We start from the raw sequence: 12689 nt of genomic DNA, 5'->3' as shown, positions 1-12689 counted from the left end.
GAAGTAAATCAGGCCCCCGGACAATTGTCCGAGGGCCTGATTTGATCTGTGGGCACTGCCTATTCGAGAGTCTTGGCGTGCGCTCCCGTGTCGGCGCCACCGGCATTGGCCGAGAGGATGTCGCGGATCTGGATGAGCAGATCGGTTTCGCTGGCTTCCTTGTCCTCGGGCTCGGAGACGAACTTCTTCTTCGCCGCATTCGCAGGGACGATCAGCACGAAGTAGACGACCGCTGCGATGATGATGAAGTTGATGATCGCGGTGACGACCGCACCGAAGTTCAGGAACGTCTCAGCGGAGTCACCCGTCAGCTGAATGCCCCACCCGTATTCGTTGGCTCCGCCAATCGAAGCGACAAGTGGGTTGATGATATTGCTGGTGAAGGCAGTCACGATGGCGGTGAAGGCCGCGCCGATGACCACTGCGACGGCCAGGTCGAGCACGTTTCCGCGAAGCAGGAAGTCCTTGAATCCCTTGAGCATGTCGGTGTCCCCTCGAGTCTCCGATGGCAAGTGCCAGATGGTCCGTTGATACCGAACCGACTGGAAAAATCCTAGAGGAGCTTCGGACGCTTTGTGCGGTCAGCGGAATGTCACGGTGATCGCATTGGACAGAGATGCCGCGGCTACGACGTTGGCTGCTGGTGTCGGCAGGGCCAGCAAAATCACCTGTTCCTGCTGGTTACGTGTACTTTCCGACGTGGTGACCAACGCGACTACTGCTCCCGCTGCAAGAATCTGCGGGGCCTTGTCGGCAATTGATTCGTTGGGTGTGTCGGGGTGGGGTGTGTCTGGGCGGGATGTGTCAGGGCCGACGGTCAGGACGTCGACGACGTCCCCGCTGCGCAACATGTCCGCGACGGCCGCATCGGCCAATCGGACGGGGACGATGCGGGCGTCGTCGGTTCCTACCGACAACCCGGCCAGCCGTGGGCTGAGAACGCGCACGTCGGTGACGGTTTCTCCGGAGCGAATCGGGCCGGCAACGGTTCTCCCGACTACCAGGTCGGTGTCGGAGACAACTCCTTCGGGAAGTTGTTTCGAGTCGATCTCGCGGACCTCGACGTCCGAATCCGCAATCACCTGCCCCGGAGTGAGATCGCGGCTCGAGACAACTACGGCGACGGTGTCAGTCGCGGGATCGCCTCGAAAGAAGAGAACAACGCCGAGTGTGGCCAGGACGACCGCTGCGATCTTGCGGACGGTCGCTGAGCGAAACCGTGTGCCGCGTGTCAGTTCGACGACGCGATCGAAGGTGTTCGGCGTGAGATCGAGCTGGGCGCGCAATGGATGGGAGCGCCTCGGCGAACGAGAACGTACTGACGGCATTCATGCACGTTAGGGCCGGAAGCGGTGCTTCCGGCCCTGACAATGTGAACCTGTGGACAACCCGGAGGTTGTGGAAATCAGCTTGCGGCAGCCTTTGCGGGCGCCGGCGTGCTGGTCGACGAACTCGATGTCGAAGAGGAGTCCGACTTGGACTCGGACTTCGTAGCGGGTGCCGAATCACTCTTGGCGGGCTCGCTCGCAGTCCCGGAGCCGCCGCGGCTGTCGGTGCGGTAGAAGCCGCTGCCCTTGAACACGATGCCAACAGAGTTGAACAGCTTGCGGAGCTTGCCTGAGCAAGCTGGGCAGACCGTCAGCGAATCTTCGCTGAAGGACTGGACGATGTCGAAACGGTTGTCACATTCCGTACATGCGTATGAGTAGGTGGGCACCGGGCTTCCTCCGCACTGTGATGTTCGAGCAGCCGCGTATTTACACCGCAGCCTTTAGCACTCTACAAGTGACAGTGCCAACAGCGCTAATCAGGGATCTATTCCCGCAGATCAATCGCCTTGGAGCGGCGTGAGACCGCCGCTTGGCATCAATGCCCAGCCCATGGGAATGTCGTGGTCGTCGGCAGGCAAGGCCTCGACGAGTTCGGAGTCTCTGACAATTGCCACGAGCCGAGTCTGTGGTCCGACCGACCCGAGCGTCCGGTCGTAGAAGCCTGCGCCACGGCCGAGGCGTGTTCCGCGAAGATCCACCGCGAGAGCAGGGACAAGCATGCATTCCACGTCGGACAGGGCCTCCGGTGGCAAGACGGGTCCGACAGGCTCCCGAATGCCGTACTTCGCGGGACGCAAACCGTCCGCGCCGCTGTACTCGACCCAGGACAACGGTCCCGGCTCCCCGGTGATCGGAAGTAGTACACGCTGAGCGATCTCGGCAACGGCGTCGAGCAAATCGGTGGATCCTGGTTCGGTGCGGGTGGGGACGTACGCACAGACGACCGAGCCGTCGACAATCACTGAACGTATGTGCGTGATCAACGCCGCAGTTTCCGTGTTTCGAGTGTGCTCGGAGACTGCATCACGTGCTGCGAGTGTGATTTGTCGCCATTGTGCTTTTGTCTGAGGTGTCACCCCGCAACGATATTCGTCGTGCTGACCGAGCGGTAACAAGCGGCGGCTAAGGTGTTGGCATGACAGACGTTGTCGCTAGCAGCACGAGGGCCTTCCGTACGGCCGTGGTTCCCGCAGCCGGACTTGGTACGCGTTTCCTGCCTGCCACCAAGACGGTTCCGAAAGAATTGCTGCCGGTCGTGGACACACCGGGTATCGAACTGGTGGCAGGTGAAGCTGCGGACTCGGGAGCCGAGCGGCTCGTCATCGTGACGTCCCCGGGCAAAGACGGCGTGGTTGCCCACTTCGTCGAGGATCTCGTGCTCGAAAGCAAGCTGGAAGCAAGCGGAAAACTCGCTGCCCTGGCGAAGGTGCGCAAAGCGCCGGGTTTGCTCGAAGTCGACTCCGTGATTCAGGAGCAGCCCCTCGGCCTCGGGCATGCAGTCGGTTGCGTCGAGTCGGTTCTCGACGACGACGAAGACGCCATCGCGGTCCTTCTGCCCGATGATCTCGTACTACCGCGTGGCGTCCTGGAGATCATGGCGCGAGTTCGGGCCAAGCGCGGCGGGTCCGTTCTCTGTGCAATCGACGTCCCGAAAGACGCAGTCAGCGCTTACGGCGTCTTCGACGTCGAGATCGTTCCCGACGCGGTCAATCCCGACGTCCTCAAGGTCGTCGGCATGGTCGAGAAGCCGGCTGTGGAAGACGCGCCGTCGACCTTTGCCGCTGCAGGTCGCTATCTGCTCGATCGTGCGATCTTCGACGCACTTCGTCGCATCGAGCCGGGAGCCGGCGGTGAGTTGCAACTCACCGACGCCATCGCTCTCCTGATTTCCGAGGGCCATCCGGTTCACGTGGTGGTGCACCGCGGAACGCGTCATGACCTGGGCAACCCCGGCGGGTACCTCCGCGCTTCGGTGGACCTGGCGCTCGACAGTGACGATTACGGCCCGTCCTTGCGTAAGTGGCTCGCGGATCGGCTCGACCGCTGAGCGTGTCGCCACGGTGGTTGATCGCCCGATAACGCAGTATCAATGTGCTTGTCCCTTTTCGGCGGCAAGGCATCATGAGCTGACGGATATCACCGAATTTCCAGACACAGGAGGACGCGGACCAGATGCGGTCGGTTGAGGAGCAGCAGACCAGGGTTACCGCTGCTGCAGTGGCACCCCGTCCGGTTCGGGTCGCCATCTCGGAGGCGCAGGGACTGCTGTGTGCCGAGGAAGTGGTGACCGAACGCCCATTGCCGGGATTCGATCAAGCTGCCATCGACGGTTACGCGGTTCGTAGTGTCGATGTCGCCGGCGCCGGAGCCGACCTCCGAGGCGAGGACGGCGAGCCTACCGATCTCACCTTGCCGGTGGTCGGTGAGGTGACGGCGGGCTCACGCCAACCGATCCGGTTGCAACCGCGTCAGGCCGTTCGAGTCGACACGGGCGCGCCGCTGCCCACGCTGGCCGACGCCGTGCTCCCGCTCGAAAACACCGACGGTGGTCGCGCTCGCGTTCGGATCTTCGAGCCGGTGCGTTCGGGCGATTACGTTCGCCGTGCAGGCGACGACGTCCAGCCGGGCGACGTGGCCGTTCGGGCAGGCACCATCATCGGAGCCGCACAGGTCGGGTTGCTTGCCGCGGTCGGCCGCGACAAAGTACTCGTCCATCCGCGTCCGCGCCTCTCCGTCATCAGCGTCGGTGGAGAACTCGTCGACGTGGATCGCACGCCGGGACCTGGTCAGGTTTACGACGTCAATTCGTATGCCCTCGCCGCCGCAGCGCGCGATGCCGGCGCCGACGTCAACCGTGTGGGAATCGCAGGCAACGACTCGCGTCGTCTTCGCGAAGTAGTCGAGGGACAGCTGATTCGCTCGGAAATCGTTGTCATCGCCGGTGCCGTGGGCGGCGGAGCGTCCGACGAGGTTCGTGAGGCGCTTGCCGACCTGGGGACACTCGAGGTGGAGCGCGTTGCCATGCATCCGGGATCAGTGCAGGGCTTCGGAAAGCTGGGAAGGGACGAGGTTCCGACCTTTCTCCTACCGTCCAACCCGGTCAGCGCACTGGTGGTATTCGAAGTCATGGTTCGCCCGCTGATCAGAATCGCGCTCGGACGCCGCCAGCCGATGCGGCGAGTAGTGAAGGCGCGGACAGTGGGAACGATCACGTCGATTGCCGATCGCAAGGGTTTTCTGCGTGGTCAGCTGATGCGTGACGAAGCGACAGGGGAGTACCTGGTGCAGGCCCTCGGGGGTGCGCCCGGTGCGTCCTCACATCTCCTCGCGACCTTGGCGGAAGCCAATTGCTTGGTTCTGGTCGATCGAGACGTCACCGAAGTGCACATCGGTGAAGAAGTCGACGTAGCTTTTCTCGCCCAACGTGGGTAACGCCGACCCGAGTGGGGTGTGATGTCAGTCCATCCAGGATGGCCGGAAGATCTCGGCCCGCTGCGAGTGCCCGCGGGAGTGGTGACCGTCCGCCCCGTGAAGCTCCGTGACGCTGCTGTGTGGAGTCGTCTCCGCATTCGCGATCGCGAGCACCTCGAGCCGTGGGAGCCCACCGGAGAATCGCCCTGGGATGCTCGCCACCACATCACCGTCTGGCCGTCCCTGTGCGGAAACCTTCGCTCCGAAGCGCGCAAGGGCAGGATCCTTCCCCTGGTGATCGAACTCGACGGGAAGTACTGCGGGCAGGTCACCATCGGAAATGTGGTGCGCGGCGCTCTGCGGTCCGCCTGGGTGGGCTATTGGGTCGCCTCGCACGTGACCGGTGGGGGCGTAGCCACAGCTGCCGTTGCACTCACACTCGATCACGCATTCTCGAAGGTCGGTCTGCATCGAGTGGAGGCCACTGTTCGGCCGGAGAACGCGTCGAGTCGCGCAGTCCTACGAAACGTGGGGTTCCGGGAGGAAGGTCTTCTCAAGCGCTACCTCGATGTCGACGGCCAATGGCGTGATCATCTTCTGGTCGGAATGACCATCGAGGAAGTACCCACCACCGTCGTCGACAGATTGGTGCGGTCCGGACGCGCTTCGTGGGTGTGACGAAGACGGCGCCAGAAGCGTGAGAAACGCGAGCTAAACAGCAGTTACCGCTGAGTAGTCCTACTTTCGGTCGGGAAAATGTGGTTTTTGATTCAACCAGAACTTGAGACTTTTGGGACTGAACCGGAAGTTCAGTTCGGTACGCGTGTGACACATGAGTATGGTGGGGTTCGGCGCGTCGGCAACGATGCGAGGGCGTCGGCCGTTAACCTTGACTCGTCAACGGCTGGCATAGGTGCTGGTAGGTGATCGGGAGGAGGCCGCGGCATGCCTAGCTCATTCGTGTGGATCGGGCTGGTGGCCGTGTGGCTGTTCGTCCTGGTGCCGATGCTTGTCAACAAGCGCCCCAGGATCCGGCAGACGAGTGACGCGGCACTCGCGACTCGAGTACTCCACCGCGGCGACAGCAACCCTGTTCAGCGCGGGCCGGCAGCAGGACATCGAAGCGATCCGAACTGGCAACCAGAACCAGTGCGCAGCAGCTACGACGCGGAGGACCAGATGGACACTCACGCAGAAGACGACTACGCCGGCGGTCGTGCACCGGTCGGAGAATTTGTTCCGGTTCGGCGCGGCCGAGGCGGATTCGACCCCGAAGCGGATGCCATCGCCCGGGAGGCGCGGTATGCATTCCGTCAGCGGACGTTGCTGGGCCTTGCGTTCGTCGCGATTCTCTCGGGCGCTCTCGCATTGATCATCTCGCCGATGGTGTGGTGGTTGTTTGCGCTGACCGTGTGCGGCCTCGGCGGGTACATGGCGTACTTGCGTCGGCAGGTTCGGATCGAGCAGGAGATTCGCCGCCGTCGTACCGAACGCCTCAACCGATCGCGACTCGGAGTCGAATCGCACACCGACGAAGAGCTTCGCCTGATTCCGGCGCGACTGCGTCGGCCAGGAGCGGTTGTCCTCGAGGTCGACGACGAAGATCCGGTGTTCGATCACCTGGATCACTACGAAGAAGAGATCAGGCACACCGAGATGCGTCGCGCGTCCGGTCAGTGATCTTCTGGGCCGATCTTGTCGGGCCGAAAGTTCGTGTCGGGTGATTCCAACGGGAGTATTCGTTCCTGTTAGAGTTGCCGAGCACCGCTGAGGCGGTGGCACGGGGCTGTGGCGCAGTTGGTAGCGCGCTTCGTTCGCATCGAAGAGGTCAGGGGTTCGATTCCCCTCAGCTCCACCAAGAAGTACCAGCGAAAAGGGTCTTTCAACGAAAGTTGAACGACCCTTTCCTGCATTTTCAGGGCCTGCCCGAATTGCGAAGATTCGATCTGAGTGTGCGCCGTTTCATACGATTGCGACCGCTGATCCGGACCGTTGAGCTTCCAAGTGAGGGATGATCCTTGGGCGGATACATGTTTGCCGGAAATGTAACGAGGGTGTGTCCGGTGCGATAGGCACGGTGAGTCTGCCGCAGTTTTCCGCAGGTCGGACGTATGTGTCGGGGAGGAATGTCGATGAGCCAGCCACGACGGCTAGCGATCATGCTTGTTGCTGTGATGTGCCTGATGGGTATCGGCGTCCTTGCCGTATCGGTCTTCCCCGCCATCGTCGCCGCCCAACCTGGCGGCAACAGCGGTGGTGGCAACAACGGCAATGGAAACGGCAATTACGGCAACAACGGCGGCAATAACAACGGCAACGGTGGCGGTCACAACGGCAACGGTGGCGGCAACAACGGCAACGGTGGCGGCAACAACGGCAACGGCAACTATGGCTGGCATTGTCACCGTCACAACTGCGGCACGACCGTAATTCCGACACCGACCACGACGACTGAGCCGACCACGACGACTGAGCCGACCACGACGACTGAGCCGACGACGACTGAGCCGACGACGACTGAGCCGACGACCACGACTGAGCCGACGACGACTGAGCCGACGACCACGACTGAGCCGACGACCACGACTGAGCCGACGACCACGACTGAGCCGACGACCACGACTGAGCCGACCACGACGACTGAGCCGACCACGACGACTGAGCCGACCACGACGACTGAGCCGACCACGACGACTGAGCCGACGACCACGACTGAGCCGACCACGACGACTGAGCCCACGACCACGACTGAGCCCACGACGACTGAGCCCACGACGACTGAGCCCACGACCAACCCTTCGGCGTCGCAACGTCCGAGCAGCAGCGCTTCCCCCGCGACCAACGCAACTTCGCAGACCGAGAGTCCTTCGAGCCAAGCACCCTCCGAGACACAGTCTCCTTCCGAATCGCAGCCGAGTTCCGAGCAGTCGTCCGCGGTAGCGGCTCCGCCGGCTGGACCGTCTGATCCGCAGGGACCGTCAGCGGGCGGCGGAGCGCCTGCACCCTCTGCCGGTGGACCGGCAAACGCTGCGCCGGGCGCAGTCGCAGCCCCTTCCGCACCCGAGGTTCTGGCCGCACCCGCACCCGTAGCTCCGCAGGTACCGTCGAACGTTCCGAACGTCGCGGCTCCGACTGACAACCCGCAGGCATTTCCGACGGCGTTCACTCAAGGGCTTCCGCCGATTCTCAACGCCGCCGCCGTCGCCGGCGGTGTAGGCGGAATGGCAGTGGTAGCGGCCGGTGCGGGAGCACTGACTTTCCGCGGAGCATCGCTGCAGAAGGCACGATTGGCTGCCGCGCGTGCCGAATTCCTGGCACCCGGATCACAGGGAGGTGCGTGAGTCGTGCCGGACAGACGTTCACATCGCCGCGTTCTGGCCGCGGTGGATGCCGTATGCGACGCAGCAGCGTCGTCGGAGGCAGTGTCACTGCTGACGGTAGTGCAGACAGTCGCCCGCGAGCGTGGGCGCCCGATCGAGATCGATCTGGAAACCCCTCTCGCCACCGGAGTGTGCGGTCAGCGCCGAGCCTACGACGACCACGACGTCATCGTCTTGGCCCCCGGACTTCCCAATGTCGAGCGAACTCTGGCACATGAGTTGGGGCACATAGTGTTTCGCCACGAGGGTGCCGAGATCGCCGAGGCGACGCTCGAGGTCAGTGACGATTTGATCGCCTACATGTTGAGTCAACGTTCTCTGCGGCGCAACGAACCCGTGCCGATGGACGACATCGCGGAGTGGGAAGCCGAGACGTTTGCGTCGATGTTGATCATGCGTCTGCGAACGATGAGTGGCCGTGGGACACCGCTGTCGGTGTTGCGGTACGACGAGGCGATCGGATGATCTTTTGGGCTGTGGCCCTTCTCGTCTGGGTTGCAGCCGGCGCGAGACTGGGTCGAGTTGTCGCGCGCACCGCGACGCCGTTGCGAATGTCGATGGTCTTCGCCGGCTTCTCGGTCGCATTGTCGTCGACGGTCATGGTGCCTGCGGTATGGGACATCGTCGATCGCATTGCGCCGGAGCAGCATGCCGCCGCGATGATCGTCATCGTCTTGTGGACAGCGTTGTCTGCGGCCAGTGCAGTCGGCGCCGTGTCTGCGTGGCCGGTGATGTCACGTCCGGCTATGCGCGGCCTCGCCACCGTGCTGTACTCGGTGGGGCTCCTGGTGGCGATCGCGGTTCTCTTCGGCTACCCGGCGCCGGCTCTGATCTTTATCATCGTCGCTCTGTCCCTTGTCATTTCGACGGGGCTACGGCACGTTGCGTGGGCGCCGTTGGGGCGCGGAATCGCGTTGATCGTGACCGGTTCGTCGATCCTGCTCGTCGTGGTCGTCGTGATGCTTGTCGAATCGATCGGTGGCACCGGCGCACTCGAATCGGATATCTGGACGGGCGCAGGGGTGTGGTTCATCGCTGCCTCGAGTGTTCTGATTGCGCTGGGCATCACGTGGGTGCTTCTCGAGACCTGGTTACGTGCGCGACGAGATCTGTACCGGCTGCGGCGGATGCACGCGCTTCTCGTCAAGCGATTCCCCGAGGTAGTCGACGCGGACAGCGCCGGGAGTACGTCTGTGCTGCGGGCATCGGACATGATCGCGCAGATCATGGATGCGATGTACATCCAGTCCGGCGCCGGGATGTTCGACGTCGGTGGTCAGGAACCGCCGCGGGCCGTCACTGCACACGCGGGGATTTTGGCGGGGTGGATCGCCGATCCCTTGGCCTCGGATGTGTTGGACACCAGGTGGATTGCGCCTCCTGAGAAGATGTCGGCGCGCCGATGGGTGTTGTTGTTGGCGAAAGAACTCGATGAAACGACAAAAGTAGGTCGACGTTCGTAGTCGACCTACTCCATGTCATTGCAGTGCTCGAGATCGAGTCAGTGCTTCAGCACGTTCACATCAGCGTGACGCGTCAGGCGGAACCTCTGGCAAACCTTCACTCGCGCGGAGCTTTTCAGCCATCGTGGTGAGTAGATTCTGCGATTCTTCCGAGAGGTCGAATGCACGGCTCGAGAGGCGGCGAAGCCCGTAGCCTTGGAGCTGTGAGAGCAGTTCGAGATCGTGATCGATCTTGGCTGCGTAGATGTCGTTGAAGAAGTAGTCGGGCTTCACCTTGAAGAACCGGGCGAAGGCTGCGACTGTCTCGTCTGAGGGGTTGGTGCGCTGTCCCGAGCGGAGCTGCGAGATGTACGGCTTGGAGATCTGATGGCCGTCTTCGATGAGCGCTGCCGCAACCTCGGCGTTGGTATGGGGTTTGCGCCCCGGAGGATGAACACTGTCGAACAGTTTGTTCAATCGTTCTGCAAAGTCAGCCATTGTGAACCGCCCCGTAATCCTCTCTAGCTAGCAATTGTCCGTTCAGTGAATCCTACGGTATCACGCGGATAACCGATCGGTAGCTCACCGTAGTCTGTTTAGTGGACTAGTTGTCAAATGTGTCCGAGATTCGATTCGTCCGCCCAATGAGTGCTCAGCTATGTCTCAGCGCACATTGAGTTTCCGCCACACGGAAATGTGCAGCTACGACTGCGCTATTCGAACCTTCCAGTACTTGGCCAATCCGCCCAATATCAAACCTTTTACCCGTTTTGGCGATATTAGCTATGCGTTAGCCTGGTTTTTCACAACTATTTCGATTGAAAAACTGCAGTTCAAGCGATGTTTGAAGGTTTGGGGTCGCGATCAGGGTGGCTGGTTGCGATGTCATGCGGATCACCTCGGGGTTGAACCTTGAACGGTTTGCCGGATTGCGATCTGTGCTAGCTAAACCCTCCGAGTGGGTGCAGAATTGTGACATGAAACACACGATGAGCGATGATGAATTGCGCCGCGCAATCCGTGAAATTCAGGATCGAGCCCACGACGCACGCAAGCGTGGGGACGATGTAGCGGCGGAAGAACTCGACCGTACGGTCAAGGGCTATCAAGAGCAGATGATGCAGCGTCTCTAATGCTCGCTGCGGTCGTCTCTGTGCGGTGTTTGCGCGGAGTACGGCCGTGCCCCGCAGGTCGTCTTGCGTGTTTCAGGGCGGCCGCACCGTGCGTGCGTAGACTTTCCCGCATGTCCACAGTACGAGTGCGGGGGAGTGTTCATCCATGTCTGTAAGGTCGCTCGACGGCAAGAAATGCCTGATCACCGGCGCCGGTAGTGGAATTGGACGTGCAACTGCGCTGCGTGCATCAGAGGTCGGCGCCGAATTGTTTCTCACCGATATCAACAGCGTCGGATTGGAAGAGACGGTCGCGATGGTCGGCGCCGGCGGCGGCACGGTCAGCATGGCGAAGGCACTCGATATCTCGGACTACGACGAGGTCGTGAAATTCGGTACCGAGATTCACACTCAATTCTCTGCGATGGATGTCGTCATGAATATCGCCGGCATTTCAGCGTGGGGAACTATCGAGAACCTCGAACATCGGCATTGGAAGTCCATGGTGGACGTCAACCTGATGGGGCCGATACATGTCATGGAGACGTTTGTTCCACCCATGATTCGTGCCGGCAAGGGTGGACACCTGGTCAACGTGTCTTCGGCTGCCGGACTTTTGGCCCTGCCGTGGCACGCCGCCTACAGTGCGAGCAAGTTCGGCCTTCGCGGGGTGTCCGAGGTGCTGCGATTCGATCTGAAGCGGCACGGAATCGGGGTCAGTCTGGTTGTGCCGGGTGGGGTGAAGACGCCATTGGTGGGGACCGTGGAAATAGCGGGTATCGACAGGAACGACCCGCGGGTCGAAAAACTCACGCACCGGTTCGAGGCGCGTGCTGTCTCCCCGGAGAAGGTGGCGTCGTGCATTCTGCGGGGAATCGAGAAGAATACGTACCTCGTATATACGTCCAATGACATCCGATTCGGATACTGGTGGGCGCGCAAATTCGCCCTGCCTTACGAGTTCGTGATGCAAAAAGCGAACGACCAGTTCAGTAAATTGCTCAAGCGATGAGCGTTAACTCCGCCGGGACTTTTATCTAGTCGAATAGGGACCAAAGTCATGCCGAAGAGTTTTCACTTCGATATCGAATTCAAATATCCGATCGACGACGTGCATCGAACTTTGACCGACCCGAATTATTGGAAAGGCAGACTCGGAGACCTTTATGCCACCTCGGACATCGAAGTTCGAGACGGATCGATCGAAGTATCCGTGTCCGAGGAAATCGACTCCGCCTCCCTCCCGAGCCTGGTCGCCAAGGTTGCGCCGAGTCGGCTCGGTCTGAAACGGGTCGATCGGTGGGGACCTCTGTCGGACGGGCGTGCAGCAGGGTCGGTCACCGGAATCGCGCGGGGACTGCCGATCCGAATCGAGACGACGCTCGATCTCACCGCCGCCGAGTCCTGCACGCGGTTGGTCGTCGACGGAACGGCTGAGGTGAAGATGCCGATCATCGGCGGCCAGATCGAGAAGTTGCTGAAGAAGACCGTCGAGGACTTGTTGGGGCGCGATCGGGACGCCGTCGAGTCATTTCTCGCCTGAGTCTGCACCGAAATCTACTTCCAGAACGCGCGCACCCGGGCCGGCGGATGCGAGTTGATCGTGCGGGTTGGCGAGGGCGCACCCCTCCAACGAGAGGCACCCGCAACCGATGCAACCGGTGAGGTTGTCCCGTAGACGTTCCAGTTGCTCGATGCGTAGATCGAGGTGGCGCCGCCACCCGGTCGACAATCTTTCCCAATCTGCGCGGTTCGGGGTACGGCCTTCAGGAAGTGTGCCGAGGGCCTCTCTGATTTCCGACAGCGGAATGCCGACGCGTTGCGAGATTCTGATGAAGGCGACGCGTCGAAGCGTGTCTCGTTGGTATCGGCGCTGGTTTCCGCTGGTCCGGCGACTGACGATGAGGCCTTCTCGTTCGTAGAAATGCAGGGCCGAGACGGCGACACCGCTGCGCTCGGAGAGCTGGCCGGGCGTGAGTTCCTTTGCCTTCCACGACGGCATCTCCATGGCGA

17 protein-coding genes and 1 tRNA gene are annotated in these 12689 nt (G+C 61.7%); 10 read left to right on the top strand and 8 right to left on the bottom strand.

Annotated elements, in window-relative coordinates:
* Positions 1-59 precede the first annotated feature (59 nt).
* The 4 genes from mscL to AC1Q6C_RS01670 form a co-directional block, all read right to left on the bottom strand.
* Entirely contained in the window at positions 60-482 is a 423-nt protein-coding gene (gene mscL, locus AC1Q6C_RS01685; protein WP_030536328.1) for a large conductance mechanosensitive channel protein MscL, read from the bottom strand.
* Positions 483-581: 99 nt separating this feature from the next.
* Positions 582-1328, bottom strand: coding sequence for an SAF domain-containing protein (locus tag AC1Q6C_RS01680; RefSeq protein ID WP_073512730.1), 747 nt, complete (start codon positions 1326-1328; stop codon positions 582-584).
* Positions 1329-1405: 77 nt separating this feature from the next.
* On the bottom strand, positions 1406-1717 hold the full coding sequence (locus AC1Q6C_RS01675; RefSeq protein WP_042921300.1) for an FmdB family zinc ribbon protein: 312 nt from the start codon (positions 1715-1717) through the stop codon (positions 1406-1408).
* 111 nt (positions 1718-1828) lie between these two features.
* Positions 1829-2407: a 5-formyltetrahydrofolate cyclo-ligase gene (locus AC1Q6C_RS01670; protein WP_193595062.1), complete on the bottom strand. Its 579-nt coding sequence runs from the start codon at positions 2405-2407 to the stop codon at positions 1829-1831.
* Positions 2408-2466: 59 nt separating this feature from the next.
* Between AC1Q6C_RS01670 and AC1Q6C_RS01665 the strand changes: the two genes are divergently transcribed.
* The 5 genes from AC1Q6C_RS01665 (at position 2467) to AC1Q6C_RS01645 (ending at position 6600) form a co-directional block, all read left to right on the top strand.
* The gene (locus tag AC1Q6C_RS01665; RefSeq protein WP_003946415.1) at positions 2467-3378 is read left to right on the top strand and encodes a UTP--glucose-1-phosphate uridylyltransferase; all 912 of its coding nucleotides are present in this window, start codon (positions 2467-2469) and stop codon (positions 3376-3378) included.
* Between the two features lie 125 nt (positions 3379-3503).
* The gene (glp, locus tag AC1Q6C_RS01660; RefSeq protein WP_007727526.1) at positions 3504-4763 is read left to right on the top strand and encodes a molybdotransferase-like divisome protein Glp; all 1260 of its coding nucleotides are present in this window, start codon (positions 3504-3506) and stop codon (positions 4761-4763) included.
* Positions 4764-4784: 21 nt separating this feature from the next.
* Entirely contained in the window at positions 4785-5420 is a 636-nt protein-coding gene (locus tag AC1Q6C_RS01655; protein WP_007727523.1) for a GNAT family N-acetyltransferase, read from the top strand.
* Between the two features lie 267 nt (positions 5421-5687).
* Positions 5688-6422 (top strand): divisome protein SepX/GlpR, encoded by a 735-nt coding sequence (gene sepX, locus AC1Q6C_RS01650; RefSeq protein WP_007727521.1) that lies wholly within the window; start codon positions 5688-5690, stop codon positions 6420-6422.
* A 102-nt stretch (positions 6423-6524) separates the two neighbouring features.
* Positions 6525-6600, top strand: a tRNA-Ala gene (locus AC1Q6C_RS01645).
* 292 nt (positions 6601-6892) lie between these two features.
* On the opposite strand, the gene AC1Q6C_RS01640 is transcribed toward AC1Q6C_RS01645, so the two are convergent.
* Both AC1Q6C_RS01640 and AC1Q6C_RS01635 read right to left on the bottom strand, forming a co-directional pair.
* Positions 6893-7147 (bottom strand): hypothetical protein, encoded by a 255-nt coding sequence (locus AC1Q6C_RS01640; protein ID WP_158656603.1) that lies wholly within the window; start codon positions 7145-7147, stop codon positions 6893-6895.
* Between the two features lie 2 nt (positions 7148-7149).
* On the bottom strand, positions 7150-7908 hold the full coding sequence (locus AC1Q6C_RS01635; RefSeq protein ID WP_492666346.1) for a hypothetical protein: 759 nt from the start codon (positions 7906-7908) through the stop codon (positions 7150-7152).
* A gap of 178 nt (positions 7909-8086) precedes the next feature.
* Here AC1Q6C_RS01635 and AC1Q6C_RS01630 point away from each other — a divergent pair, with 178 nt between their 5' ends.
* Together AC1Q6C_RS01630 and AC1Q6C_RS01625 are read left to right on the top strand one after the other, a co-directional pair.
* Complete coding sequence (locus tag AC1Q6C_RS01630) at positions 8087-8587, top strand: ImmA/IrrE family metallo-endopeptidase (protein ID WP_003946241.1); 501 nt, start codon at positions 8087-8089, stop codon at positions 8585-8587.
* Complete coding sequence (locus tag AC1Q6C_RS01625; RefSeq protein WP_003946245.1) at positions 8584-9585, top strand: hypothetical protein; 1002 nt, start codon at positions 8584-8586, stop codon at positions 9583-9585. The genes AC1Q6C_RS01630 and AC1Q6C_RS01625 overlap by 4 nt, the downstream gene beginning before the upstream one ends.
* A gap of 60 nt (positions 9586-9645) precedes the next feature.
* Here AC1Q6C_RS01625 and AC1Q6C_RS01620 read toward each other — a convergent pair whose 3' ends face one another.
* A complete protein-coding gene (locus AC1Q6C_RS01620; RefSeq protein ID WP_003946231.1) occupies positions 9646-10062 on the bottom strand; it encodes a helix-turn-helix domain-containing protein in 417 nt (138 codons plus the stop codon).
* Positions 10063-10541: 479 nt separating this feature from the next.
* Between AC1Q6C_RS01620 and AC1Q6C_RS01615 the strand changes: the two genes are divergently transcribed.
* From AC1Q6C_RS01615 to AC1Q6C_RS01605, 3 genes are all read left to right on the top strand, one after another.
* Entirely contained in the window at positions 10542-10697 is a 156-nt protein-coding gene (locus AC1Q6C_RS01615) for a hypothetical protein (RefSeq protein ID WP_003946253.1), read from the top strand.
* A gap of 145 nt (positions 10698-10842) precedes the next feature.
* Positions 10843-11688, top strand: a complete 846-nt coding sequence (locus AC1Q6C_RS01610; protein ID WP_050654498.1) for an SDR family oxidoreductase — start codon at positions 10843-10845, stop codon at positions 11686-11688.
* Positions 11689-11736: 48 nt separating this feature from the next.
* Positions 11737-12219, top strand: coding sequence for a DUF2505 domain-containing protein (locus AC1Q6C_RS01605; RefSeq protein WP_030536322.1), 483 nt, complete (start codon positions 11737-11739; stop codon positions 12217-12219).
* Here the strand turns inward: AC1Q6C_RS01605 and soxR are convergent.
* A complete protein-coding gene (gene soxR / locus AC1Q6C_RS01600) occupies positions 12205-12684 on the bottom strand; it encodes a redox-sensitive transcriptional activator SoxR (RefSeq protein WP_050654499.1) in 480 nt (159 codons plus the stop codon). The genes AC1Q6C_RS01605 and soxR overlap by 15 nt on opposite strands.
* Positions 12685-12689 lie beyond the last annotated feature (5 nt).

The organism is Rhodococcus sp. MT28, from assembly GCF_058792695.1.
The sequence above is the reverse complement of the archived record's forward strand: the minus strand, read 5'-3'. Positions and strand labels throughout refer to the sequence as shown.